Source organism: Faecalibacillus sp. TM498, from assembly GCF_020589955.1.
GTDB classification, from domain to species: domain Bacteria; phylum Bacillota_I; class Bacilli_A; order Erysipelotrichales; family Coprobacillaceae; genus Faecalibacillus; species Faecalibacillus intestinalis.
The window spans coordinates 18,164-43,488 of sequence record NZ_JAJDKB010000003.1 but is presented as its reverse complement, the minus strand read 5'-3'; the positions used below and the strand labels follow the sequence as shown (position 1 = coordinate 43,488).

General features: G+C 29.5%; 28 protein-coding genes and 1 other annotated feature. All 28 genes read right to left on the bottom strand.

The genetic code is table 11. The annotated features are described in order from the left end of the window. Window positions 1-22 precede the first annotated feature (22 nt). The 28 genes from ribF to purB all read right to left on the bottom strand — a co-directional run bounded on the left by ribF (window position 23) and on the right by purB (window position 25,325). Window positions 23-931, bottom strand: coding sequence for a riboflavin biosynthesis protein RibF (gene ribF, locus LJD32_RS01810; protein WP_227391638.1), 909 nt, complete (start codon window positions 929-931; stop codon window positions 23-25). Next, on the bottom strand, window positions 931-1,773 hold the full coding sequence (gene truB / locus LJD32_RS01805) for a tRNA pseudouridine(55) synthase TruB (RefSeq protein ID WP_227391637.1): 843 nt from the start codon (window positions 1,771-1,773) through the stop codon (window positions 931-933). Before truB ends, ribF begins: the two co-directional genes overlap by 1 nt. 64 nt (window positions 1,774-1,837) lie before the next feature. Beyond that, window positions 1,838-2,677 carry a metal ABC transporter permease gene (locus LJD32_RS01800; RefSeq protein ID WP_032090119.1) on the bottom strand — a complete coding sequence of 280 codons (840 nt, stop codon included), beginning with the start codon at window positions 2,675-2,677 and terminating at the stop codon, window positions 1,838-1,840. Then, window positions 2,670-3,359 carry a metal ABC transporter ATP-binding protein gene (locus tag LJD32_RS01795; RefSeq protein ID WP_022001488.1) on the bottom strand — a complete coding sequence of 230 codons (690 nt, stop codon included), beginning with the start codon at window positions 3,357-3,359 and terminating at the stop codon, window positions 2,670-2,672. Before LJD32_RS01795 ends, LJD32_RS01800 begins: the two co-directional genes overlap by 8 nt. A 14-nt stretch (window positions 3,360-3,373) precedes the next feature. Beyond that, window positions 3,374-4,330, bottom strand: coding sequence for a metal ABC transporter substrate-binding protein (locus LJD32_RS01790; protein WP_052010865.1), 957 nt, complete (start codon window positions 4,328-4,330; stop codon window positions 3,374-3,376). Continuing rightward, complete coding sequence (locus tag LJD32_RS01785; protein ID WP_227391636.1) at window positions 4,327-4,740, bottom strand: Fur family transcriptional regulator; 414 nt, start codon at window positions 4,738-4,740, stop codon at window positions 4,327-4,329. Before LJD32_RS01785 ends, LJD32_RS01790 begins: the two co-directional genes overlap by 4 nt. Before the next feature lie 117 nt (window positions 4,741-4,857). Then, window positions 4,858-6,345 carry a L,D-transpeptidase family protein gene (locus LJD32_RS01780; RefSeq protein ID WP_032090121.1) on the bottom strand — a complete coding sequence of 496 codons (1,488 nt, stop codon included), beginning with the start codon at window positions 6,343-6,345 and terminating at the stop codon, window positions 4,858-4,860. 79 nt (window positions 6,346-6,424) lie between these two features. Continuing rightward, window positions 6,425-7,360: a carbohydrate kinase family protein gene (locus tag LJD32_RS01775; protein ID WP_032090122.1), complete on the bottom strand. Its 936-nt coding sequence runs from the start codon at window positions 7,358-7,360 to the stop codon at window positions 6,425-6,427. Window positions 7,361-7,436: 76 nt separating this feature from the next. Continuing rightward, window positions 7,437-8,426 carry an aldo/keto reductase gene (locus LJD32_RS01770; protein WP_227391635.1) on the bottom strand — a complete coding sequence of 330 codons (990 nt, stop codon included), beginning with the start codon at window positions 8,424-8,426 and terminating at the stop codon, window positions 7,437-7,439. Between the two features lie 8 nt (window positions 8,427-8,434). Beyond that, a complete protein-coding gene (locus LJD32_RS01765) occupies window positions 8,435-9,010 on the bottom strand; it encodes a histidine phosphatase family protein (protein WP_227391634.1) in 576 nt (191 codons plus the stop codon). Between the two features lie 92 nt (window positions 9,011-9,102). Next, complete coding sequence (locus LJD32_RS01760) at window positions 9,103-9,681, bottom strand: TetR/AcrR family transcriptional regulator C-terminal domain-containing protein (protein WP_147580225.1); 579 nt, start codon at window positions 9,679-9,681, stop codon at window positions 9,103-9,105. 50 nt (window positions 9,682-9,731) lie between these two features. Further along, complete coding sequence (locus LJD32_RS01755; RefSeq protein WP_227391633.1) at window positions 9,732-11,057, bottom strand: MATE family efflux transporter; 1,326 nt, start codon at window positions 11,055-11,057, stop codon at window positions 9,732-9,734. Window positions 11,058-11,145: 88 nt separating this feature from the next. Continuing rightward, the gene (locus LJD32_RS01750; RefSeq protein ID WP_158548241.1) at window positions 11,146-11,679 is read right to left on the bottom strand and encodes a 2'-5' RNA ligase family protein; all 534 of its coding nucleotides are present in this window, start codon (window positions 11,677-11,679) and stop codon (window positions 11,146-11,148) included. Next, complete coding sequence (locus LJD32_RS01745) at window positions 11,669-12,526, bottom strand: YitT family protein (RefSeq protein ID WP_147580222.1); 858 nt, start codon at window positions 12,524-12,526, stop codon at window positions 11,669-11,671. Before LJD32_RS01745 ends, LJD32_RS01750 begins: the two co-directional genes overlap by 11 nt. 99 nt (window positions 12,527-12,625) lie before the next feature. Further along, window positions 12,626-12,883 carry a DUF1294 domain-containing protein gene (locus LJD32_RS01740; protein ID WP_227391632.1) on the bottom strand — a complete coding sequence of 86 codons (258 nt, stop codon included), beginning with the start codon at window positions 12,881-12,883 and terminating at the stop codon, window positions 12,626-12,628. Next, entirely contained in the window at window positions 12,883-13,158 is a 276-nt protein-coding gene (locus tag LJD32_RS01735; protein ID WP_052010867.1) for a helix-turn-helix transcriptional regulator, read from the bottom strand. Before LJD32_RS01735 ends, LJD32_RS01740 begins: the two co-directional genes overlap by 1 nt. A 12-nt stretch (window positions 13,159-13,170) precedes the next feature. Further along, window positions 13,171-13,968, bottom strand: a complete 798-nt coding sequence (locus LJD32_RS01730; protein WP_032090129.1) for a YihY/virulence factor BrkB family protein — start codon at window positions 13,966-13,968, stop codon at window positions 13,171-13,173. A gap of 62 nt (window positions 13,969-14,030) precedes the next feature. Then, window positions 14,031-15,263 (bottom strand): tyrosine--tRNA ligase, encoded by a 1,233-nt coding sequence (tyrS, locus tag LJD32_RS01725; RefSeq protein ID WP_032090130.1) that lies wholly within the window; start codon window positions 15,261-15,263, stop codon window positions 14,031-14,033. A gap of 31 nt (window positions 15,264-15,294) precedes the next feature. Then, window positions 15,295-15,492, bottom strand: a binding site (T-box leader). A 62-nt stretch (window positions 15,493-15,554) separates the two neighbouring features. Beyond that, complete coding sequence (locus tag LJD32_RS01720; RefSeq protein WP_032090131.1) at window positions 15,555-16,559, bottom strand: LacI family DNA-binding transcriptional regulator; 1,005 nt, start codon at window positions 16,557-16,559, stop codon at window positions 15,555-15,557. Then, the gene (locus LJD32_RS01715) at window positions 16,559-17,035 is read right to left on the bottom strand and encodes a YtxH domain-containing protein (RefSeq protein ID WP_227391631.1); all 477 of its coding nucleotides are present in this window, start codon (window positions 17,033-17,035) and stop codon (window positions 16,559-16,561) included. Before LJD32_RS01715 ends, LJD32_RS01720 begins: the two co-directional genes overlap by 1 nt. A gap of 14 nt (window positions 17,036-17,049) precedes the next feature. After that, on the bottom strand, window positions 17,050-17,337 hold the full coding sequence (locus LJD32_RS01710; RefSeq protein WP_032090133.1) for a DUF948 domain-containing protein: 288 nt from the start codon (window positions 17,335-17,337) through the stop codon (window positions 17,050-17,052). 47 nt (window positions 17,338-17,384) lie between these two features. Further along, window positions 17,385-18,695: a UDP-N-acetylmuramate--L-alanine ligase gene (locus LJD32_RS01705; protein ID WP_032090134.1), complete on the bottom strand. Its 1,311-nt coding sequence runs from the start codon at window positions 18,693-18,695 to the stop codon at window positions 17,385-17,387. Window positions 18,696-18,805: 110 nt separating this feature from the next. Continuing rightward, window positions 18,806-19,141 (bottom strand): type II toxin-antitoxin system PemK/MazF family toxin, encoded by a 336-nt coding sequence (locus tag LJD32_RS01700; protein ID WP_022001469.1) that lies wholly within the window; start codon window positions 19,139-19,141, stop codon window positions 18,806-18,808. 147 nt (window positions 19,142-19,288) lie between these two features. Next, window positions 19,289-20,356, bottom strand: coding sequence for a M24 family metallopeptidase (locus LJD32_RS01695; RefSeq protein WP_227391630.1), 1,068 nt, complete (start codon window positions 20,354-20,356; stop codon window positions 19,289-19,291). Next, window positions 20,349-22,100 carry an aspartate--tRNA ligase gene (gene aspS / locus LJD32_RS01690; protein ID WP_227359043.1) on the bottom strand — a complete coding sequence of 584 codons (1,752 nt, stop codon included), beginning with the start codon at window positions 22,098-22,100 and terminating at the stop codon, window positions 20,349-20,351. The genes LJD32_RS01695 and aspS overlap by 8 nt, the downstream gene beginning before the upstream one ends. After that, window positions 22,093-23,376, bottom strand: coding sequence for a histidine--tRNA ligase (hisS, locus tag LJD32_RS01685; RefSeq protein ID WP_032090137.1), 1,284 nt, complete (start codon window positions 23,374-23,376; stop codon window positions 22,093-22,095). The genes aspS and hisS overlap by 8 nt, the downstream gene beginning before the upstream one ends. Window positions 23,377-23,688: 312 nt before the next feature. Next, complete coding sequence (locus LJD32_RS01680; protein ID WP_227391629.1) at window positions 23,689-23,946, bottom strand: hypothetical protein; 258 nt, start codon at window positions 23,944-23,946, stop codon at window positions 23,689-23,691. After that, complete coding sequence (gene purB, locus LJD32_RS01675; RefSeq protein WP_032090139.1) at window positions 23,946-25,325, bottom strand: adenylosuccinate lyase; 1,380 nt, start codon at window positions 25,323-25,325, stop codon at window positions 23,946-23,948. The genes LJD32_RS01680 and purB overlap by 1 nt, the downstream gene beginning before the upstream one ends.

The following is a 25,325-nucleotide window of genomic DNA, read 5'->3' as shown; positions in this document are numbered from 1 at the left end:
TTTTAGACAAAAGAAAAACATATTAATCCAGAAATTGATCAATATGTTTTTTATCTTTTTGTAATTGTTCTTTTAAATGATTTAAAGATTTAAATTTCTTTTCATCTCTTACCCTAAACACAAAATCCACATCCACATCTTCACCATAAATATCTTGATCAAAATCAAAAATATTGACTTCTAAAGATAAGTTATCAATAAGCCCTACTGTAGGATTATAACCAATATTAGCCATTCCTTTATATTGCTTTCCTTTAATAGTTATATAGACCCCATAAACACCTTTTTTTAAAACAACATAGTGTCCATAATCAATATTGGCCGTAGGAAAACCAATCTTTCTCCCATTTTGCAAACCATAAATAACTTGTCCAGAGACACGATAAAATCGTGTCAATAAATGATTTGCTTTTTCAATATTTCCTTCATTTAACAACTTCTTTATGTACGATGAAGATACTTTTAATGCATCCTCACTGTACTCTTCTATGACAGTTACATCAAATGATTTATTTTCTTGTAAAACATGTACATCGCCCATTCCTTTTTTTCCAAAATGAAAATCAAAACCACATACAACATGTTTTATTTGATGATTTATAATATAATTTTGTAAAAAAGTATTGGGTTTTAAATTTGCAACAGTTTGATCAAAATCAATAATATAAAAATAGTCAAATTGCCATTGTTTTAAAATATTTATTTTTTCAGATAATGACATCAAATAATGATAATTATTATTTTCTAAAATTTGTTTAGGATGTACAGAAAATGTCATTATTGCTTTTTTTAGTTCCTTTTCTTTAGCAATATGTTCAACCTCTTTTAAAAGTTGTTGATGTCCTAAATGAACACCATCAAAAAAGCCTAGTGCACAAACAGAATCATGAACTTGCATGGGAGTATCAACTGACAAATGAATGATTTCCATCACCATAGACCTCTAACATTTTTCAAATAGCCTTGTCCCGTACTTTCGTAAATGGCTAATAAATGACTCTGATTATCATAAATCGCTACTTGACCAGTCAAATCACTTTTAATTTGTTTACCATGATAAACTGGCGTTGGATCATCTAATTTTAATTGAGGAAAACCACACAAAGCGTCATCTATTGAATGTAAAGAATAATCATCATTTTCTAACTGTTCTAAAGTAATACAATCAGTAATTAAAAAGCGCCCTGCCTGTCTTCTTTCTAGATGAGACATATGTCCTGGATACCCTAGTTTTTTAGCAATATCAACACATAAAGAACGAATATAGGTTCCTTTAGAACATTTGACATCGAAAACAATCTCATTATTTGAAAAATCAATTAATTCAATCATCATAATCTCTATATCACGTTCTTTAATTTCTACTTTTTCACCATTTCTTGCATACTCATAAAGCTTTTTACCATTTACTTTAATTGCTGAATAAATTGGCGGTTTTTGCTTAGATTTTCCTAAAAATGAATTTAAAACATCAATAACTTGTGCTTTTGATATTTGTCCAACTTCTTTTTCTTCTAATATTTTTCCACTGGCATCATATGTATCTGTACTTTTCCCTAGTGATAAAGTTGCCCTGTATACTTTTGTATCGCTCATCAAAAATTGAATTGCTTTTGTTGCTTTATTGACACATACAACAAGTACACCCGTTGCATCAGGATCTAATGTTCCACAATGTCCTACTTTTTTTGTATGTAATTTTTTTCTTACTATTCCTACAATATCATGGCTTGTATAGCCTGCAGGTTTATTTATTAATAATATTCCATCCATTTATAATCACCTCGTATATTTTAACAAAATCCTTTCTTTTTGAAAAGAAAGGATTTTCAATCACTTATTTAAATATTGAAATTATCCAATTAATAATAAAGATCATAATATTAATAAAAACTACAGTTGCTCCAACAGGAGTTGAAAACAATATTGATAATATAATTCCTACAAATGCTCCAATAACTGATAAAATTGCAGAATAAATAACGACTCCTTTAAAACTATTCATTATTTTCATTGCTGACAAAGCTGGAAAAATAAGTAAAGCTGTAATTAATAATGAACCTACTAAATTCATCGCAAGAACAATAATTACGGCTGTTAAAACAGCAATAATCAAATTATATAATTCTACTTTTTTGCCCGTTGCCTTCATAAATTCTTCATCAAAAGTAACTGCAAAGATTCGATTATAAAATAAAACATAAAACAACACAACAAGCAACGACATAACAATACAAACGACTACTTCAAAATGTGTCAAAGTTAAAATTGTTGTTGACCCAAAAAGCGTTGAACAAACATCTCCAGAAACATTAGCTGAAGTTGAAAAAATGTTCATTACTAAATAACCGATAGCTAAAGCCCCTACAGATAGCATAGCAATAGCCGAATCTCCTTTTATTTTAGTATTTTGCCCCGTCCTTAAAAGAAAAATAGCTGCAATAACTGTAACAATCATGATAAATAAAGTTTGTGATGTAAACTGTAAAACCGTCGCCACAGCCATTGCCCCAAAGGCAACATGTGAAAGACCATCCCCAATAAATGAAAAACGTTTTAAAACAAGTGTTACTCCTAATAATGAAGAACATAAAGCAATTAAAACTCCAACAATTAAAGCATACTGTACAAAAGGATAAGAAAAATAATATTGTAATGTTGCAATAAAATTAGTCATTATAAATCTCCTTTCCATACCTTTCAATAAACATTTCTTTTTCCATAAAAATGGGAACTTTTTTCTTTAAATATAAAACATGTGTTGCATATTTTAATACAGATAAGTCATGAGAAACCATGACAATAGTCATTCCTTGTTCATTTAATGATTTTAATAAGCCATAAAATTCTTGTGTAACCTGAGGATCCAAACCAGTTACTGGTTCATCTAATAATATAATTTTATCTGAAGCACATAAAGCTCTTGCTAATAAAACACGTTGTTGTTGTCCACCAGATAACTGGCGATAACTTTTATTTTGTAAATGCGTAATTCCCAATTTTTCCATTTCTTGTTTTGCATGTTTTTTTTCTTTTTTTGTATAAAAAGGGCGATATTTTAATTGTGACAACATACCTGATAAAACAACTTCATAGACAGTGGCTGGAAAATCTTTTTGAACAACTGTTTGTTGAGGAAGATACCCTATTTCTGATTTTTTTAAATTTTCAGAAAATAAAATCTTACCTGCTTTTTTTTCTTTTAAATCTAAAATTGTCTTGATCAAGGTACTTTTCCCTGCCCCATTTTCTCCTATAATACATAAATAGTCATTTTTATTAATTTCAAAATTTATATTTGAACAAACAATTTCACTATCATATCCCAATGATAAATCTTCTACCTTTATATATGACATAATATCTCCTTATTTTATAATGCCTTTTTAAGCACTTTTAAATTATATTTCATTGCCTTTAAATAACTATAACCATCCTTGATTTTCTGATCATCAACTGACTGTAAAGAATCTAAATACATGATTTTTTGATTTTTCTTTTTTGTATTATCTTTAACTGTTTGTGCAATTTTTAAATTTGTTTGATCAATAACAAAAATACTTTTTAAATCCAATTGATCTATTTTATTTGCTAGAAAAGTAATCGTATAAAAACTTGCTTCGACATCTGCAGAACATCCAGGAAAAGCTGCATAATAATTAAGATCATAATCATCCAGTAAATATCTAAATGGAAAACGATCTGCAAAAAGTAATGTTTTAGTAGTGGCATTTTCTACCACTTGTTCATATTGATGATTTAAATCATCAATATCATTTAAATAGCGTATCGTATTTTCTTCATATGTTTTTTTGTGGACATCATCTAATTTTTGTACTTCATTTGATAGATAGCGAACCACTTCATGTGCATTAATAAGTGAAAGCCAAACATGTTCATCATATTCACTTTCATCTTCATTTTCGTCGTGATCTTCTTTCATTCCTTCCACATGTTCTTCTTCCTTGATTCTCTCTTTTAAAACATCCATCATATCAACAACTAACATATTTTTATTTTTTGCTTCTTTTAACGCATCACTTACCCATTGTTCGGATTCTCCACCAACATATACAAATAAGTCAGCAGATGATACCTTTGCTAAATCTTGAATTGTTGGCTGATAACTATGTAAATCAGCTCCATCTTTAATAAGTAAAGTAAGTTCAAATGTTGAATTATTCTCCCCAATAATTTCTTGTAACCAATTATATTGGGCATACGTTGTACAAACAATACTTTTTTTATCTGTTTCTTTATCTAAAGGTAAACATCCCATCAGCAAAAAACAGCATAATAACATAAATGTGTATTTTAATAATTTGTTCATTTTAACTCCTTTTTCATCTTACATGTTTTGCATAAACCACCAATAGTAGAAATATCACAGTCTAAAAAGAATTTATAATCTTTTTCTAGCATTGCGATGATAGAATCCATCGATTCTTTTTTTATATGAATAATTTTCCCACATTCTTTACATTGTAAATGAAGATGTTCATGACATTGACTAAACTGTTGATTGAGACGATACATCCAAACATCATTATTCCCCGATTTATATTTAATTAATTGTCCTGCTTCAACAAACTGTTCTAAATTCCTATAAACAGTTGAGATATTTACTTTCATTTCATTTGCTACGATATAATCGTAAACATCATGTGCTCGAAAGCATTTATCACAACACGTTTTCAAGTAATTTTCAATCAATTGAAAAGTTTTCGTTTTATAACGCATATTACCACCTCTAATTTGCAATTCATTTGCATTTTACTAGATTCTAGCATTCCTCTTTTATTATGTCAATAAATATGCAATTCATTTGCAAATTAAAAAACCATCTTTCGATGGTTTCTAATCATGTATAAATACCATGTCTCTCATAGAAACAAGATTGTAAATATTTTTAACATCTTCTAATTGTAAATTAACACATCCATGAGAACCTCTTGTTTTATATAATTCAGGCGACCATTTATCCCAATCACTTCGATTCATATAATGATATCCTGTTCCAGTCCATGTAATACGAACCCAATATTTAGTTGGTGTTGTATAATCCGCACCTGTTAAAGTATATTCGAGTTTTTTATCTTTTATATACCAGCATCCTGTTTTAGTAGAACGTGTTGCATCACTTGGAAGTCCTGTTACACATTTTGCACTATAAACAACTTGTCCATTTTGGAAGACATAAACCATTTGCTCTGAAATATCTACTTCACTATATGTTTGAGTATTATAATCTTCTGTTGGATTTTCAAAGTTCATTTTGTAAGCTTTATTTTTATAAATAGGTTCTAACTTCTTAAGTAATTTTTTCTTGTTTGTATTACTTTTATTTTTTACATATGCATCTACATCACTTTGCGTATTATTTTCTGTCAACGCTTTATAAACTTGATCAACAGTTTGACTATAATCAATTTGCCATCCATAATCTCCACCAGATACTTCTAATACTTCACCAGTATGTGACTTGAATTTTCTTGTTTTTCCTACTGTTTTGTATTTCAAACAGAATTTTTCAACCCATTGTGCCATTTTTTCTTGATCAATTGAAACAGAAGCATCATCACCAATAACTATCCAATCTTTAATTTCTTTAGGGGAAATTGTTTCATAGTGTTTTTCACCCATATCAAAACGAACCCAACGACATAAGTAATTATTATACTGGCTTAGCTCATTTAGTACCTCTTTATCAGTTTGTACATATTTTGGTTTTAAATAAACATTTGCCTTATCTAAATTGACTTTTGTCTTTAATTGTTGAATAGACTTTTCAACATAACTATAAAACTTATCTTGATCTAATTGATTTCCTTGTTTTTCTTTAATAATTTTACCACTTTTAGCAACCTTATCATATTCCACATGTGCATCTACTGGTGCTGTAATTGTATAATTATCTCCTGTTATTAAAAATGATTGAGAAAGATTATTTTTAAAGGCCTCTTTATTATAAGAAACATCAAAATTTACATCAAAATCTTCACCTGAAATTATTTTATAAAACGAAAATAATCCATGTGTCTTTTTAAAGCAATCTTCTACTTGTTTTTCATAATTAGCATTCAAATCAATATCCGCGCCTCTTAATTCATATTTTGCATTATTTCTACCTTTAATAACAAGAACATGATTTTTCAAATCCGTTTGAACAGCATTTTTAGCTTCTGACAAAGTCATATTTGAAACATCTATTCCACCTATTGAGGTATTTGGATAAAATTTATCATTATACAAAATAATAATGATAAAAAGAAGCATGATAATGGCTATAAGGAGACTCAAACATATTTTAGCTTGTTTTGTTATTTTTATTTTCTTTAAATCCATAAAATTCACCTACTTGCACATATTCTATAACTTTATTTATAGACTGTCAAAAAAAATATCCTAATCCTTTAGGATATTTTTAACAATCAGATACATCCATATCCAATCCCAATTCACGTGGTAAAAAACGTGGACATACATTTTCTGATGATGTAATAACAGAAGCTGCTAATTTTGTTCCAATTTCAACTGCATCAGAAAGATCTTTTCTATAAGTAAGTCCTATTGTTAACCCTGCACAAAAAGCATCACCAGCACCTGTTGTATCTCTAACAGTTACTTTTTTAGCAGGACAGATTCCTTTATTTCCTAAATGATCGGCATAAATACTTCCTTTGCTTCCCATTGTAACAACCATTGATTTAATAGCTCCTGCAGAAACTTTTTGATAAATGATTTCACATAAATCTTTTGGACTTTTTTTACTATAATTTTCAGCAAAGAAAATACCTGCCTCTAATTCATTGCATACCAAACAATCAAATTGTTGTAATAAGTCTCTTCTATCAACTGCAAGTGTCATATTCGAAATAACACCAAATACTTTTTTGTTATATTTTTTTGAATAATCTAAAACAGTTTTTATAATTTCAGGATCAATATCAGCTTCTAAAACAATTGAATCACAATCTTTGAATATTTCATCGCCCTTTTCATTAATTAAATCCAAAATTGGCATTAAATTTGGACGTTGAGAAATAGAACCTGCCAAATCACCATCATTATCAAATACAGCTAGCCATGTTCCCATTCCCTCAGGAATTTTTTGAACATATTCTGTATTAACTTTATGTCTTTGTAATTTACGAATAACATCTTCTCCCAAAGCACTATCATCAACAATTGATAAAAATGTTGGACGTAATTCAATGTTTGCTATATCTTCTACCACATTTCTACTTACACCACCATGAATATATTTAATATGTCCTGCATTTCTTCCAGTTGGAATATATGCATCTAGTGGAAATCCTTTAATATCTACAAAAACTGCACCAATTACTACAATACCCATATTATCTACTCTCTTTCTTGTTCATCTTTTATAATATAACAAAAAATAAAAAACAAGAAAAGAATCTTTCTTGTTTTTATTGATTATTTTCTTTCATGACACCCACTAATGGATGTGGTTTATAACATTCTTCTAAATATTTCATTTCCTCAACTGTTAATTTTAAATCACAAGCCTTACAAGCTGTATCAATATGACTTAATTTAGTTGCACCAACAACGGGTGAAGTTACTTTAGACATCAACCAAGCTAAAGAAATTTCTGACATTGAACAATTTCTTTTTTTGGCAAGTTCTTCAACTCTTTGAATGATAACAAGATCTTCTTTTTCACTTTCATCATATTTTCCTTTAGCATAGGCATCTTCTTTTAATCTTTTAGATGTTTCTCCTGGATGTCTAGAAAGTCTTCCAGAAGCAAGTGAACTGTATGGTGTCATCGAAACCCCCATTAAATCACAATAAGGTTTCATTTCTCTTTCTTCTTCTCTAAAAATAAGATTGTAATGTCCTTGAATTGATTGGAAAGTTGCCCATCCATTGTTTTTGGCAATTTCATTAGCCCAAGCAATTTGCCAAGCAAAACAGTTAGAAACACCAATGGCTCTTACTTTTTTTGATTTAACAAGATCATTTAAGATTTCCATTGTTTCTTTAATGGATGTTACATTGTCCCATCGATGAAGAATATAAAGATCTACATAATCCATTTGTAACCTTTTTAGACTATTATTTAAACATGTTTCAATATGTTCTCGAGCACTGACTCCTTGGTCAATTTGTACTTGGCTACGTGGCATAAATTTAGTCGCAATAACAACATCTTCTCTTTTTGAAAATTCTTTAATTGCACGTCCTAAATATTCTTCTGATGTTCCACCTTGATAACCCATTGCTGTATCAAAAAAGTTGATTCCTTGATCAAGGGCATGTTTAATGATTTTTTTGGATTCTTCATAAGGAAGTGTCCAAGAATGCATTCCTGCTTGTGGATCACCAAAGCCCATACATCCTAAACATACTTTTGAAACTTTAATATCTGTATTACCTAAATTAACGTATTCCATATTTCCTCCTAGATTTGATGTCTAATTACATCTTTTAATGTAAATGTTCCATTATCGAATTCATAAATAAAAATACAACAGTTTCCAAATCCTTTTTTTAATTCTTCCATAGGATCTTGGAAAGCTCTTAAAAAGTTAAAACAAGCCCCACTGTGACTCACGGCTAAAACACTATGATGGTCTTCTTTATTCATAATTTCTGTTAAAGTTTTTACCATACGGTCTCTTGTCGTATTAGAGGATTCTCCTTTATATTGTAAATAGAATGTTTCACAATCTTTAGGTGTTAAATGAGAATTTAATCTTTCACTTTCTCCTTCTAACTCTCCATAATAGTTTTCTTTTAAACCTTTAGTACGTACATAAGGCATATCTGTCACAAGTTCTAATGTATCACAACATCTTTCACTTGTACTTGAATAAGCATGATCAAAAGTAATATCGTGATCTTTAAACCATTTTCCCGCAACTTTCGCTTGTTTGATTCCTAATTTTGTAAGTGGCGAATCACACCATCCTTGAATCTTATGTTGTAAATTAAATAAGGTTTGTCCATGTCTCATTAAATAAAGTGTCTTTTTCATACATTTCCCTTCTTTCACTCTTATTGTAATACGCTAAAAAAAAAAGAGTAATTTATAATTAAATTACTCTGTCAACAAATTGACAAAAAAGACTATTTGTCAATTTTATAAGGATTTGTTGTACAATCACTTCCTTGAAATAAATCATCCATTCCAAGCCCTCGCATTTGGGTAATCATTTTTGCCATTTCTTCTACAGGGACTTTCATATCCGATAAAATCCATGACAAAGTCATTGCACTTGAAGCATTCGCATGATATATCGTTGCAAATTTTAAGGCGTCTGGCATTAGTTTTTCACCATAAAGTTGTTGATGCCATTTTAAATCAAATTCCTCACAATGTTTAGGAATGTATTCCTTTAAACAATTTTGTCCATCCATTAAGCAAGCCTGTTTTAAAAAGGTTTGATATTGTTTCATATGTTCAAAAGATTCGATAAGTGACTCATAGAAATCAAGATTTGTATTTTGTCCATTAAAATGATTGATAATTTTATGATTGTAAATATATTGAATTAAATCATTTTTATCTAGGAAATGATTATAAAATGTTTGTCTACTAACTCCTGTTGTTTCCAAGAGATCTTTAACTGTTACTTGAGATAAGTCTTTTTTGTGGCATAAGTCTAACAAACCATTTGCAAGTATTTCTTTAATATCAATTGCCATAAAAATACTCCTTTCTTAGCTTGAAAACATTATACCATAAAATCCTGTTTTTAAATAACTTCAAATTTTGTCCAAGCATTTGATTTATAACGATAATAGAAAATAATTGCTCGAATTGTCCAATCTCCACACATCGCAAGGGCAATACCAATAACACCTAAATGAAGTCCTAAAGCAAGAATAATAGATAAGACAAGTCTTCCACCAACAGTTGAAGCAATAGAAACAATCATCGTAAATTTGACATCTCCAGTTGCTCTTAATCCTTGAGATAAAGGTCCAGAAAGCGGGAAAACTACCGTATTGGCAATATTATGAATAATAACAAGAATAATAATCAAATGTTTTGTTTCATCTGCAAGATTATAAAATTGTAGGATAAATGGTGTAATTGCTAAAACAAGCAAATTCCATACAATCGAAAAAACAAGCGACCATTTAATAAGTTTTGAAAAATAGAATTTTGCTTGATCTACATCTTTTGCACCCATGCATTGTCCAATAACGGTAATAAAGACTGGTCCCATTGCTGAACCCACAAGTGCCGCTAATGACCAAATACTTTGTGCAACACCATTAGCTGCAATTTGATAGGTTCCAAACATCGCCACAATTGAACTTAAAGCCACTTTAACAAGTTGGAAAATTCCATTTTCGACCCCATTAGGAATTGCTATATTTAAAATACGTTTGAGCATCTTTCCATCAAATCTAAAAATATCTTTTGAATCATAGTAAGCTTTCAATTTTTTATTAAAACATAAAACTGTGATAATGATTGCTGAAAAAACACGTGAAATAAGTGAAGGATACGCAACCCCTGCAACTCCTGCTTTTAAAACATAAACACCGATAATATTTCCCACAACATTGATAATATTTGCAGCAAATGAAATATACATTGTTACTTTGGTTTTGGCCATTGAACGATATAAAGCGGCTCCTGCATTATAAATAGCAAGTGCTGGATAAGAATATGCTGAAATACGTAAATAAGTTACACACGCCTTCATAACATCTGATTCAACTTTACCAAATAGTAATCCTAAAAGTTGTTTATTAAAAATCAATACAAGAATTGATAAAACAATTGAAAAAACAATGGAAAACATCAATAACTGACTTGATGATAAAACCGTTCTTTTTTCATCTTTATTACCAATATATTGACTGACAACGATTGCTCCTCCTGAAGCAAGTGCTGTAAATAAATAGATAAAAATTGTATTAAATTGGTTAACTAGTGATACTCCCGAAACAGCCGCTTCCCCACAGCTACTTACAACAAAAGTATCAACAATTCCAACAAGCATAACCAGTAATTGTTCAAAAAACAAAGTAATGATCATACTTCTTAATTCTTTATTTGAAAACATTTTCATCTCTCCCCTTGTTTTCATTATAAAAAAAGAAACATTTTGTGTAAAATGCTTCTTTTTTAGCTTCTATCATGCCTTGCAAGCATTATAGATTCCATATCTTTATTTCCTGATACGGATTTGTCTTTACTAATGCAACCTGTATGACTTTCCCATAAAAAGGTTCAAAATAATGATTCAATATCTTAAATGCTTGATTGGTTTGTTGTTCATTTAACTTTCTACTTATAGAAACATGAGGTACAAAGTGGTACGGTAAATAACGATTTTTTTGTGAAATAGATACATATTCATCAAAAGTTTGATAGATTTTTAAAATTAGTTGATTTAAAAATTCATTATATACAGGTAATAAATAAAGCGTCGATTTTTGAAAACAACCTAACGAAACAAAATAGAGCTCTTGACTACTTTCTTTTTCAAAAAGCTGATTTGCCTGTTCAATAAATTTCTTTTCCTCTATTTCTTTATAAGTCGCAATTGTTAGATGAAAAGGAATATGATGATTTTCTAAATAATTTTGATGTAGTTCTTTTTCGACTTTTTTATTTAAAAAAGAAAACTTTTGATTTGTTTTTTCATCAAAATACAAAGCTAAATGAAACATCTTATTTTTCAATATATTCCTTTTCCAAGTTAAAGCCTCTACCTTGAACTTCATGAACATTTGAAATAATCATAAACGCATCTTCATCAATAGATTTTACAAGTCTTTCAACTTGAACAAGTTCTCTTGTCGAAATAACATTAATTAAAACTTCTGTATTTTCTAATAAATAGCCTGTTTGACCATGAAGCATTGTTACTCCACGATCGACATTCGTTAAAATAGCCTTTCTAATTTCTTCATATTTTGAAGAAATGATTTTAACTTCGATTTTTTGAGCACCCATTACTAAAATCTTATCAATAACCATTGTATAAATAAAAATTAACACGATTCCATAAAGACATTGTCTAACATCAGAAAAACCAAATTGCGCTAACACAATTAATGTATCAAAAACATACATTGAAACAGAAACAGGAATTTTAAATAATTTATTTAAAATAAGGGGTGGAATATCCATACCTCCTGTTGAAGCCCCTGCTTTAATAACAATAGCAATAGCAACCCCAACTAAAACACCCGCAAAAAGTGTATTAATTAAAATATCATCGGTTAAATAAAAACCTTGAAAAGAAAGTTCAAACACGCCTAGAATAAATGGATAATAAAATGTTGAAATAAGTGTTTGTAAAGCAAATTTCTTTCCCAAAATAAGCGCTCCAATAATAAAGACAATAAAATTAAAAATAAAAGTAAATAATGAAATTGGTAAATGAAAATAATGATTTAAAAACAAAGAAATACCTGTTGTCCCACCACTTAATAAATGTCCTGGAACAATAAATAAAATAACCGCAAGTGCAAGTAACGTATTTCCAAGTAATATACTAAGAATATCTTTTTTATTTGTTTTCATAAATTCCTCCATAAAAAAACCACACTGTTTTTTCCCTAACAATGTGGATCAAAGCATTCGCTTAATACGTTTGTATTATAGCATATACAAAATTCTTGTCTAGAATTTTGTATAAAAATAAAAATAATAAATCAAGATTTGTATAAATAAAATCAACGGTATACCTATATAAAATTTCACATGTTTCGTTTTATGATGAAAACAATACATACCTAAATAGCTTCCTAAACTTCCACCTATCAAAGCCACAAAAAGCAAAGTATTTTCAGAAATACGATATTTTTGTTTTTTTGCTTTTGCTTTATCAAGACCCATTATCAAAAAGCCTAATACATTTATTATTACTAAATAAATCATTAACAATCTCCTAATGAATACTGACATATTGTTTCTTTGATTACATAATAATTCATTTGTGTAACAACTAAATCATCTAGCGTACAATGAAACAAATAACTTAAAGCACATAAATGTTCTAAATTAGGTAATGACTTTCCTTTTAGCCATTTATAAACACTTTGTTTACAAGAAAGTCCTAGATAAGTCTGAATATCTTGAACACAATAGCCACCTTGATTCATATACTTTTGTATTTGTTTGCCTGTTTTTTCTAAATTGATATAAGGATACATTACTTTTCTCCTTTATAATTTTTTTATTAATCTTCGAATATGACATTCAAAAATAACATACATACCAAAATAAATAGCTTCTGAACATACAGCAATCGAAAACATCAACATAACCAACGCCGCTAACGGACCATAAACGTTGCTATAATCAACAATGGAAAAATAAATAGATAAAATACCTATAATCAATTCAATCAATAATGTTGCAACGACTGTTCCTTTAATTGTATCTAAAAAATCTACATTTTGATCAGGAATGATTTTATATAATAAAAATAAAATAACAAAAATAATGATAAATAAGAATAATACTCTTGTTATAAAATTATGTTGATCAATAAAGATAATCTTAAAAAACGGAAAAATAATCAATAAAGAAATCACTGCAAGTATTAAAATAAAGATAAGAATGGTTTTTAAAAAAGTAATTCCTTGATCAATGAAAAATGGATATTCTTTATCATTAGGAAACATATTTTTAGAAATACGATGTAACTGATAAAAACCTCTACTTACAACAAAGATAGACGCTATTAAAGTGGTTATAGTTGTTATTGATAAAGAACGTGGTTCTATCAGTTGAATAACCATTTTTGTCACATCCGGTCTTAAATAATATGATAAAATTTCTTGTGCTGTTTTAATATCTAAAGGAAAAAACGGTGTAAAAAAAGCCAATAATGTACATATTGGGATAATTGAAAGTATCATATAATAAGCAAAAGACAAAGCAGATGCAGGTGGTACTTTATAGCGGTAATCTAAATAATATCCATATATAAAATTAAAAATACTTCTTAATTTTTCCATAGCCGTCCCTCCTTATTAGATAGTATACCATATTCTTTATGAAAAAAAGCTCCTAAGAGCTTTTATCCATTATATTTTAATACAAAATAATTTTTCTTTCCTCGACGAATAACTGTTTTGCTTTGTCCAAAAGCATCTTCTTTTTTAACAGTAAATTCTAAATCTTTAATACGTTCACCATTGATTAAAACAGATCCCCCATTAACAAATTCTCTCGCTTCTCTTTTACTTTTAGCAGCTCCAACTAAAATTAAAGCGTCTAAAATATTCATTTCATTTTCTTCGGTTTCAACTGTTGGTACACCTTCAAAAGCAACATCAACTTGTTCTAAAGTTAAATTTTGAATTTGACCAGAGAATAATGTTTGTGAAACTTGAACTGCTTCTTCATAAGCTCCTTCACCATGTAAGAATGTAATAACTTCTCTAGCTAAAGCTTTATGTGCTTCTCTTAAATGAGGTTGTGTTTTATTTTTTTCTTCTAATTCCATAATTTCTTCTGGTGTTAAGAAAGTTAAGAATTTTAAGTAATCAATAACTTTATCATCTTCTGAATTAATAAAGAATTGATACATTTCATAAGGAGAAGTTTTTTCTCGATCTAACCAAATCGCTTTACCATTTGTTTTACCAAATTTTGTTCCATCACTTTTAGTTAAAAGTGGCATTGTAAAACCATAGGCTTCTTTTCCAGTTTTCTTTCTAATTAATTCAATACCAGCAGTAATATTTCCCCATTGGTCTTGCCCAGCAACTTGTAATTGACAATTTTTATTTTCATGTAACCAGTAGAAATCCATTGCTTGCATGATCATATAAGAAAATTCAGTATAAGTAATACCTAAATCTAATCTTCTTTTTACAATGTCTTTATTCAACATATAATTGACATTGAAATATTTACCATAATCTCTTAAAAAGTCAATAAAGTTTAAATCTTTTGACCAATCATAGTTATTAACCACTTCAAAACCAAAAATCTTTTGAGCTTGTGCTTTTAAACAGTCAAAGTTATGTTGGACTTGTTCCTTTGTAATCATTGGTCTTTCTGTATCAGGTTTAGGATCACCAATTAATCCTGTTGCTCCTCCAACTAATAAAATTGGATTATGCCCGGCATCTTTTAATCTTTTACTAATTAAAAATGATGAAAAGTGCCCAATGTGCAAACTATCTCCTGTTGGATCAGTTCCAATATAGAAAGTTAATCCTCCATTATTTAATTTTTCTTCAATTTCTGGAGAACTGACATCTTTAATTAATCCTCTCCAAACTAATTCATCATAAATCTTCATAATTTCCTCCTTGAAATAAAAAACTCATTCCCATAGGAACGAGTTGATCGCGGTACCATCCTAAATTCATGTCAAAGACATACACTCAAGTAGATAACGGCTTGCACCGTCTAAGCTTTGCACTTAGAAGCTCCAGAGTGTATTCATATTACCTCTTGGCTTGTTTCCACCAACCACAAGCTCTCTATAACAATTAAGTAATATTACTTGTCTCCTTCATTGCTGTAAATACATCATATTAAATTTCATATTCAAAGTCAAGTGAATATAAAAATAAACCACTTTCGTGGTTTATTGAATAGTTGATTTACGATAAATATTTGTATAGCCTACGCACACTTCTTTTGTTTCTAATTCTTCTTGATTTAAAATTTTAGTAAGTAAACGTACAGCCAACGCACCCATATCATAAATTGGAAGATGAATCGTTGATAGTGATGGTCTACAAATAAGTGAGTAGCTTGTATCCATCATAGCCATAACTTCCATATCATCTGGAATGCTTATGTTATTATCGATTGCTGCATTAACAACTGCAACCCCTTCTTTATCATAACTTGCAAAAACTAAATCATGTTTATGATTTCTAAAATGTTCAACAAATTGTGTATAGCTTTCTTCATAGTGAGTAGAAGTATTAATAACCTGTGTTGACTCATCAAATGGTAATTGATGATCTTGATAAGCTTTTTTCATTCCTTCAATCAAATCAACTGTACGAATAAGATTTTGTTGAGGACTTACAAAAATAATATCATTTTTACCTTTTTCTAAATAATTATTAACAATATCATATGTAATCTTTTGTGCATCAACATAAACAGAACCTATCGATTCATCACTTACTTGCATTCCAATAACAACTGCCGGAATACTATGTTTTTTAACAAGTTCAATTTGTTGATCAATATTATCGTTATTAAATAATATAACTCCATCGGCTCTTGTGCGAATGACTTTTTCCATAACGTCGTCCATTGGACCATTTCCAATATCATCTGTTGTATAAATCGTAATATTGTAATCCAATGTTCTACCAGCATCACCAATACCACCAATCATATCTTTTACATGAGCAAATAATGATTGTGGGAAGATAATTGCAATAGTTGTAGTTTTGTTTGTCGCAAGACCTCGAGCAATTTGATTAGGTTTGAAGTTTAGTTCATCAATAACCTTCATTACCTTTTCTTTAGTTTTTTCACGAACAACTGATGACCCATTAATAACACGAGATACAGTTGCAAGAGAAACGCCTGCTTCTCTTGCAACATCATAAATCGTTGCTTTTTTCATTAGTCTTTTAAATCATCGATAATGACATTTAAATCATCTTCAATGTCATTAATTTCATCTTCTAAATCAGAAAAATCATCAAATTCTTGTTCGCTCATTTTTTCTTTAACTTCATTAATTTTATCATTCACTTGGACAATAACATTATCAACTTGATCTTTTAACTTAGAATATTGGTCGCTATCTTGTAATTTTGTTACAACATCATCAAATTTATCTTTTAATTCATTTAATTTTGCTAAAGAACTATCTTTAAAGTCATCAACATCAAATTCATCAACTGTTTTTTTAATACTATCAATTGTTTCACTAATTAATTTTTGATAGTCTTCAACCGTCATTTCTTTAGCACTATCAAGAGTTTCTTTTCCTTTACCTTTTAATTCTTCTCTTAACTCGCTTCCTTTTTTTGGTGCCAATAACATCCCAGCAAGAGCACCAATTCCTAAAGTTGTTAAAAATCTTCCTAATTTCATATTATCTCACCTTTCTATTTTTTCTTAATAAAGCTCATCATCATTTTCAATGGATTAAACTTTGGTCTTTGAGGATCAAAGAACTTTGCAACTGTTTCTACAGGCGCATTTAATAAGTCTAATTTGTAATTGACATCATCTAAGATTTTATCAACTCTTTTCAATGTATCTTGTGCCATTTCAACAGTATCCCCTGTTTGTTTAATTGCTGTTGATGTACGAATAAACAACACCCCTAAAGCAACTAAACAAAATGCACCTGCTAAAATTAAAACACAGTAACAAATGTCCATTGTTGTCATAAACATCCCTCTACTTTCATTAATAATTGTACCATAATTTACTCTTTTTATATAGATTTTTTGGCTTCAATCAACATTTCTTCAAATTTATAAATATCTTTACTACTCATAAATAAGAATACACAGTTATCATATTGCATTAATTCTTTAACACCTGCTTCATCTTCAGTAATGACTTTAGCACGTGCACTATTTTTTGAAATATCATAGATATCAATATCAATACCGTCTTCATGTTTTGCATTTTCTGGGAATGGACAGAAATATGGGTAATCCGCTTTATCCATTTCTTGAGCAAATTCTTTAGCAAAACGCGCTCCCCTTGAAAAACGATCTGGTTGGAAAATGGCAACGATTTTCTTACCAGGATATCTCACTCTTGTTGCTTCAATAACATATCTGATTGCAGTTGGATGATGTGCATAATCGTCAACAAAAACATTGTTTCCTTGAGTTTTTACAGTATAACGACGTTTTGTTCCTTTGAATGTTTGAAGTTTACTTAAAATATAGTCATAAGACATATCTTCTAAATAACCAAGAGTAATAATAGCTAATGAATTATATAACATATGCATTCCAAATAATGGTATGTTAAAATGTCCAAATAATTCTTGATGAATATAAACATCAAATGATAATCCTTGTGGTGTTTCTAAAACATTAACAGCGCGAACATCATTATTTTCACCTAAACCAAATCTTAAAACGTGTTTTTCAAAATGAATTTTCTTAATGTTAGGGTCATCTCCCCAAACAATAACTGTTTTCTTAACTTGCTTAGCAAATTGTTCAAAAGATTGAATATATCTTTCAAGATTTCCAAAATAATCAACATGGTCTAATTCAATGTTATTAATAATGGCATAATCTGGATGATAATGTAAGAAATGATCTTGGAATTCACACGTTTCTGAAATAAAATATTTACTTCCTACTTGTCCATGTCCAGTTCCATCACCAATTAAAACAGATGTTTTATCAAAATCTTCAAATAAATGGTAAGCCATACCTGTTGTTGTTGTTTTTCCATGTGTTCCTGCAACAGCAATAGAAACATAATGTTCCATAAAATCAGCTAAGAAATCATAATATCTTGTACACTTTACATTTGGATTTTCTAAAGCTGCTTTGACTTCTTCATTGGATTCATCAAAAGCATTACCAATAATTACGTGATAACCATCCTTTATATTATCTTTATTGAATGAATAAATTGGAATATTTCTTTTTCTCAATTCATCTTCAATAAATATATATTTATCAATATCACTTCCAGCAACTTCGTTCCCTAATTCATATAAAATTGTTGCTAGTGGAGCCATTCCTGACCCTTTAATTCCTATAAAATAATACATACTTGTCACCTCGCTAACTATTCTATCACAAATTGATTTCTTTTTCTTTGTTAAGTGTATATTTTTTAAAAAAAACGAGCAAAGCCCGTTTTGAAACATTCTATGTAAGTTTAAACCCCTAAACTAATACGAATACATTTATTAATACGTTCCATTTCTAATGGCGTTAATTCCCCTATTTTTCTAATCAACCGTGATTTATCAATGGTCCTCATTTGTTCAAGCAAGGCAATTGAATTTTCTTTTAAATCATCTCTTGATTTAATAAATGTATGGGTAGGAATATTTTTCTTTTTAGATGATGTCAAAGGTGAAATAATAATAGTTGTACTAAATCTGTTCCCACTATCATTTTGAATAACAACAACAGGTCGAATTCCAGATTGTTCACTTCCTACACCTACACTCAAATCAGCATAAAACAAATCTCCTCTTTTTACTTCCATATAATTCATCCTTTCTTTTGATATTATTATATAATTTCTTGTTGACAAAATTTGTCTATTTAAAGAGGCTTTAAAAATATTTTTTCACTTTAAAAGTTTACTCATTTTTTTCTTTTTTATACAAAAAAAACGAGCACAAGCTCGTTTTTAAATAATATAAATATCTTTTGTAAATGAATTTAAAACCTGACATCCATCTTTTGTCACCATAACTAGATCTTCTACACGTACTCCGAAATTTCCTTCTAAATAAATACCTGGTTCAATTGAAAAAATCATTCCTTCTTCAACTTTCATTTCATTTACCGAAGAGACATCTCCATATTCATGAACATCTCGACCAATAAAATGTCCTAAACGATGTGTAAAATATTTTCCATAGCCTTCATCACTGATGACTTTTCTTGCACACTTATCAATATCTGATAATTTAACTCCTGGTTTGATCATTGCTTCTGCAGCTTCATTTGCTTTTTTTACAATTTCATAAACTTTAATTTCTTCTTCCAAAATACCTTCATAAAAGAATGTACGTGTCATATCAGAACAATACCCTTTATAAACACATCCCATGTCAATCAGTACACAATCACCTTTTCTAAGTAGTGTATCATCATTTTCATGATGTGGATCAGCAGCGTTTTTACCAAATGCAACAATCGCCCCATAACAAGTAGAATGATGCTTGAAAAATAATTCATCTAATTTTTTAGCAAGTTGTTTTTCTGTCACGCCTTCTTGAATGAATGGAATGATTTCTTCCATAACAGCATCATTGATTTTACTTGATTCAATCATTAAAACTTGTTCTTGTAAATCTTTTTTCATGCGTACGAGATCAACACATGGTGAAGCATTGATATACTTTGCATCTGGGAGTTTTTTCATAAGATCTAACAAGAAATGTGAGGCCCAATTTTTATCAATTCCAATTCTTCCTGGAAAATGCATTTCATCAACAATTGTTTGAATAGCATCTTGTCCATCTTTATGCCAAACAATGTTAACATCTAAATCATGATCCAAATAAAATAAATCATTCATGAATAAGGTATGATTTCCATGTTTTGAAATCATGAAAACAAACATTCTTTCATGCGGATCATTATAGTATCCTGTACAATAAGCAATTGATTGAGGATCACTTATTAAAAAGTAATCCAATCTTGCTTCTTCCATTAAATCAAGTATTTCTTGTATACGATCGTTATTCATCTTTTAAAACTCCAATACCTAATTCTTTTAATTGATCTTCTTCTACACTGTTTGGTGCTTTAGACATTGGACATGTTGCACTGGCATTTTTAGGGAAAGCAATAACATCTCTAATAGAATCACTTTCAGTAAGTAACATGGCAAGACGATCTAATCCTAAAGCAAATCCTCCATGTGGTGGTGTCCCATATTTTAATGCATCAACAAACCAACCAAATTTATTTCTTACTTGTTCATCTGTTAAACTTAAAGCTTTGAAAGCTCTTTGTTGTAAGTCTTGTTCGTAAATACGTTGAGAACCTCCACCAAGTTCAAAACCATTTAAGACAATATCATAGGCATCAGCAAGACAATTTGCTGGATCTGTATCTATTTTATCTAAATCTGATTCTTTAGGTCTTGTAAATGGATGATGCATTGCATAATATCTTTGAGTTTCATCATCATATTCAAACATTGGGAAATCAACAACCCATAATAATCCTAATTCTTTTGGATCATATAAATTTAATTCTTTTCCTAAATGATTACGTAAAGCAGCTAAAGCATCACAAACAACCATATATTTTGTATCCGACACAAATAATAATAAGTCGTTATCTTCACCATTCATTGCTTCAATTAATCTTTGCATTTGTTCTTCGCTAAAGAATTTAGCAATTGGCCCTTCACCAACACCATTATTTACTTTTAACCAAGCAAGACCTTTTGCTTTATATGTTTTTGCAAGTTCTGTTAATTGATCAATTTTCTTTCTTGAATAATCACTTGCATGATTTTTAACATTAATTCCTTTAACATATCCATTATTTTCTAAAGCTGATTTAAATACCATAAAATCAACATCTTTAACAACTTCATTTAAGTTAACAAGTTTCATATCAAAACGGATATCTGGTTTATCAATACCATATGTTTCCATCGCTTCATGCCACGTCATACGTGGAAGCGGTAACTTAACATCAACACCTTTTACATCTTTGATGACTTTAGCCACCATATTTTCACCAACTTCGATGATTTCATCTGTAGTCATAAATGACATTTCAACATCAACTTGAGTAAATTCTGGTTGACGATCCGCTCTTAAATCTTCATCTCTGAAACAACGAGCAATTTGGTAATATTTTTCAAAACCAGCAACCATTAATAATTGTTTAAATAATTGAGGTGATTGTGGTAAAGCATAGAAATCACCATGATGTACACGTGAAGGTACTAAGAAATCTCTTGCTCCTTCAGGAGTTGATCTGTTTAAATAAGGTGTTTCAATATCCACAAAATCATGATTATCTAAGTATTCTCTAATACTTCTTGTAATTTTATGTCTTGTTAGAATTTTATTTTGCATAACAGGTCTTCTTAAATCAAGATAACGATATTGCATTCTTGTTTCTTCTAAAGCATCTGTATCATCTGCAACAATAATTGGTGTCGTATTGGCTGTATTGATGATTTTGATTTCTGATGCATCAACTTCAATATCTCCTGTAGGCATATTTGGATTTTTGCTAGAACGTTCTACAACAGTTCCTTTAACATATAAAATATATTCATTTTTAATATCTTTTGAAATGTTTTCCATTTCTTCATTGATAATAATTTGTGTAATTCCATAACGGTCTCTTAAATCAATAAATACAAGAGCTCCTAAATTTCTCTTTTTAGCAACCCATCCTTTTAGTTCAACTGTTTGTCCAACATTTTCTAAACGAAGTTCACCGTTATTATGTGTTCTATTCATGTTCATGTCCTCCACTTAAATGATTTTCAATATGTGCCAAAATATTTTCTAATGGTACTACAACTTGTTCTTTATCATGATTACATTTAATATTAACCACTTCATTTTTTACTTCTTCTTCCCCTAAAATAATAGAGAAATGTGCATTAAAACGATCTGCTGATTTAAATTGTCCTTTTAAGCCACGAGATACATGATCCATTTCACATGTAAAGCCATTTGCTCTTAACATCGCAATAATTTGCATAGCAAGATCTTTTGCTTCTTCGCCTAAAGGCATAATATAACAATCTAAACCATCTTCGTCTTCATCTTCTTCATCATCTAAAGCAAGAAGGAGTCTTTCCATACCAAAAGCAAAGCCAACACCAGGTGTAGCCGGTCCACCAATTTCTTCAATTAAACCATTGTAGCGTCCGCCACCACCAACAGTAGCTCCAGCGCCTAATTTTGGATCATCAGAAATGATTTCAAAAACAGTATGAGAATAATAATCTAATCCTCTTACTAAATTTGTATCAATAACATAATCAATTTCTAAATCATCTAATAAAGAACATACTTTATCAAAATGATTTTTAGCACTTTCGCTTAAATAATCAATTGTTTTCGGTGCTGTTTTCATAGCTGGATGTTTCGCATCCACTTTGCAATCTAAAATACGTAAAGGATTCTTTTCAAAACGTGCTTTACAATCTTCGCATAAGTCATCTAAATGGCCTCTAAAATGATCTTTTAAAGCTTCACGATAAGCATCTCTTGATTCATTATCACCTAAAGAGTTGATATGAAGTGTGACATTTTGAAGTCCTAATGCTTCAACAACAGTCACTGCCATAAGCATACATTCAACATCTACATAAGGTGATTCAACACCTAACATTTCTACCCCAAATTGGTGGAATTGTCTTTGTCGACCATTTTGAGGCCTTTCATATCTAAACATTGGTCCCATATAATAAACTTTTTGTAGTTTTTCTGGTAAACCATACATTTTATTTTCTACATAAGCTCTTGCAATACCAGCAGTTCCTTCTGGTCTAAGTGAAATATATCTTCCTTTTTTATCTTGAAAAGTATACATTTCTTTAGAAACAACATCACTTGTATCCCCAACAGCTCTGTTAAATAATTCAGCATGTTCGAAAATTGGTGTTCTCATTTCTTTGACATTATAATTAGCGGCAATCGTTCTTAACAATTGTTCTAATTTAATCCATTTTTCACTTTGTCCTGGTAAAATATCTACCGTACCTCTTGGTGCACTATATCCCATTATTTTTCCTCCTTAAAATATAAAAACGCCCTCATAAGGACGTTTCAACGCGGTACCACCTTAATTCGTATTTTCATACGCACTTTCATCTTAACGCGATTAACGATTACTCTTTTCAAGTAATTCCTCACAAGTGTCCCATAGCTTCCATACAAAGATTTTCACCAACCATCTTCTCTCTAACTATTTCCACTATTTAATCTTGCTCAATGGATTACAAAGATTATATAAAATAATGACTAAAAAATCAATTCCTATTTCTAGCATCTATAGTATACCACGTTTTTTAATCATTTATGTCTCAAATTTGTCTCATTTTTGTTCCATTTTTGAAAGACGATACTCTTCTACAATAAATTGTGACAAATCTTCTTTTAAACTATGGTTATCATAATAAACAAGACGTGTTTTCTTCTTTCTAGCAATATCATTCAATTTTAAAAGATAACTTTCAACAGGTTTTATTTTTTCATTTTGACTATAAACAACAAGAAGCTGATAGAAGTTTTCTACCAGCTTTTTGCCAACTTGATCATTATATAAAATATTTATTGCACGACGATCAATCATTATAAATCAATATCACATAAGTTAGAAGCATATCCAATATAACTTGCAGGTGTCATATCTAATAAAGTTTGACGATCTTCATCTGATAAAACATCTAATCCTTTCGCAAATTCCATAATTGCTTCTTGTGAAATATTTTTACCTCTTGTAAGTTCTTTTAATTGATCATAGGCATCAGAAATACCATATTTTCTAAGCATTGTTTGAATTGGTTCAGCAAGAACTTCCCATTTTTCATTTAAGTCAGCTGCAAGTTTATCTTTATTAACAACACATTTAGCTAAACCATTTGTTGTTTCACTAATTGCTTGTAAAGAATAACCAAAAGCTAAACCAATATTTCTTTGACTTGAACTATCTGATAAATCTCTTTGCATACGTGATCTAGGTAATTTGTTTGATAAACCAACACAAATATTATTAGACATATCAACATTTGCTTCTGAGTTTTCAAAACGAATTGGATTGACTTTATGAGGCATTGTACTACTTCCTACTTCTCCTTTTACAGGAATTTGTTTGAAGTATTCCATTGAAATGTATAACCACATATCAACATCAAAATCCACTAACACATTATTGAAATGACGAATACCATCTAAAATATGACATGTATAATCATGGCTTTCAATTTGTGTTGTTAAAGGATTGTAAGTTAACCCTAAATATTCTTCTACAAATTTTTTATTAAGAGTTTGCCAATCTAATTGAGGAAATGCTGTTAAAATAGCACTATAGTTTCCTGTTGCCCCATTAAATTTAGCTTTAATTTTAATATTTTCAATATTTTCAATGCTTGAAGTAAAACGATAAGCATAAACTTTAAATTCCTTACCAATTGTTGTTGGTGTGGCAGGTTGACCATGAGTATGAGCTAACATCGCATCATTTTTATGTTCAACAGCCCATTTATTAATAACAGCAGTAAATTCTTTTGCTTTCTTTAACCAAACATCATTTAAACCATGTTTGATCATACAAGCATAAGATGTATTATTAATATCTTCTGAAGTACATCCAATATGAACAAAACTGATTAAATAATCATAACCCATATCTTTTAATTGATTTCCAATGAAATATTCTACTGCTTTAACATCATGTCTTGTAACAGCTTCAATATCTTTGATTGCTTTAAAAGAATCATAATTGAAATCTTTTGAAATAGCTTCGATTTGTCCTAAGTTATCTTTGTCAAATTTAGAAAGAACATCACTTTCTACATTTTCAATTAAAAATTTTAACCATTGAATTTCAACAAAAACACGATATTTCACTAAAGCATATTCAGAAAAATATTCACCTAAAGCATCTTTAATACCTGCATAACGTCCATCTAAAGGACTTAATGTAAAACATTCAAATTGTTGTTTATCCAT

Coding starts and splice junctions, on each gene's coding strand:
- ribF (WP_227391638.1), bottom strand. CDS start 931: ATGGAAATCATTCATTTGTCAGTTGATACTCCCATGCAAGTTCATGAT.
- truB (WP_227391637.1), bottom strand. CDS start 1,773: ATGGATGGAATATTATTAATAAATAAACCTGCAGGCTATACAAGCCAT.
- LJD32_RS01800 (WP_032090119.1), bottom strand. CDS start 2,677: ATGACTAATTTTATTGCAACATTACAATATTATTTTTCTTATCCTTTT.
- LJD32_RS01795 (WP_022001488.1), bottom strand. CDS start 3,359: ATGTCATATATAAAGGTAGAAGATTTATCATTGGGATATGATAGTGAA.
- LJD32_RS01790 (WP_052010865.1), bottom strand. CDS start 4,330: ATGAACAAATTATTAAAATACACATTTATGTTATTATGCTGTTTTTTG.
- LJD32_RS01785 (WP_227391636.1), bottom strand. CDS start 4,740: ATGCGTTATAAAACGAAAACTTTTCAATTGATTGAAAATTACTTGAAA.
- LJD32_RS01780 (WP_032090121.1), bottom strand. CDS start 6,345: ATGGATTTAAAGAAAATAAAAATAACAAAACAAGCTAAAATATGTTTG.
- LJD32_RS01775 (WP_032090122.1), bottom strand. CDS start 7,360: ATGGGTATTGTAGTAATTGGTGCAGTTTTTGTAGATATTAAAGGATTT.
- LJD32_RS01770 (WP_227391635.1), bottom strand. CDS start 8,426: ATGGAATACGTTAATTTAGGTAATACAGATATTAAAGTTTCAAAAGTA.
- LJD32_RS01765 (WP_227391634.1), bottom strand. CDS start 9,010: ATGAAAAAGACACTTTATTTAATGAGACATGGACAAACCTTATTTAAT.
- LJD32_RS01760 (WP_147580225.1), bottom strand. CDS start 9,681: ATGGCAATTGATATTAAAGAAATACTTGCAAATGGTTTGTTAGACTTA.
- LJD32_RS01755 (WP_227391633.1), bottom strand. CDS start 11,057: ATGTTTTCAAATAAAGAATTAAGAAGTATGATCATTACTTTGTTTTTT.
- LJD32_RS01745 (WP_147580222.1), bottom strand. CDS start 12,526: ATGAAAACAAATAAAAAAGATATTCTTAGTATATTACTTGGAAATACG.
- LJD32_RS01740 (WP_227391632.1), bottom strand. CDS start 12,883: ATGATTTATTTAGTAATAATAAATGTATTAGGCTTTTTGATAATGGGT.
- LJD32_RS01735 (WP_052010867.1), bottom strand. CDS start 13,158: ATGTATCCTTATATCAATTTAGAAAAAACAGGCAAACAAATACAAAAG.
- LJD32_RS01730 (WP_032090129.1), bottom strand. CDS start 13,968: ATGGAAAAATTAAGAAGTATTTTTAATTTTATATATGGATATTATTTA.
- tyrS (WP_032090130.1), bottom strand. CDS start 15,263: ATGAAGATTTATGATGAATTAGTTTGGAGAGGATTAATTAAAGATGTC.
- LJD32_RS01720 (WP_032090131.1), bottom strand. CDS start 16,559: ATGAAAAAAGCAACGATTTATGATGTTGCAAGAGAAGCAGGCGTTTCT.
- LJD32_RS01715 (WP_227391631.1), bottom strand. CDS start 17,035: ATGAAATTAGGAAGATTTTTAACAACTTTAGGAATTGGTGCTCTTGCT.
- LJD32_RS01710 (WP_032090133.1), bottom strand. CDS start 17,337: ATGACAACAATGGACATTTGTTACTGTGTTTTAATTTTAGCAGGTGCA.
- LJD32_RS01705 (WP_032090134.1), bottom strand. CDS start 18,695: ATGTATTATTTTATAGGAATTAAAGGGTCAGGAATGGCTCCACTAGCA.
- LJD32_RS01700 (WP_022001469.1), bottom strand. CDS start 19,141: ATGGAAGTAAAAAGAGGAGATTTGTTTTATGCTGATTTGAGTGTAGGT.
- LJD32_RS01695 (WP_227391630.1), bottom strand. CDS start 20,356: ATGAATAACGATCGTATACAAGAAATACTTGATTTAATGGAAGAAGCA.
- aspS (WP_227359043.1), bottom strand. CDS start 22,100: ATGAATAGAACACATAATAACGGTGAACTTCGTTTAGAAAATGTTGGA.
- hisS (WP_032090137.1), bottom strand. CDS start 23,376: ATGGGATATAGTGCACCAAGAGGTACGGTAGATATTTTACCAGGACAA.
- LJD32_RS01680 (WP_227391629.1), bottom strand. CDS start 23,946: ATGATTGATCGTCGTGCAATAAATATTTTATATAATGATCAAGTTGGC.
- purB (WP_032090139.1), bottom strand. CDS start 25,325: ATGGATAAACAACAATTTGAATGTTTTACATTAAGTCCTTTAGATGGA.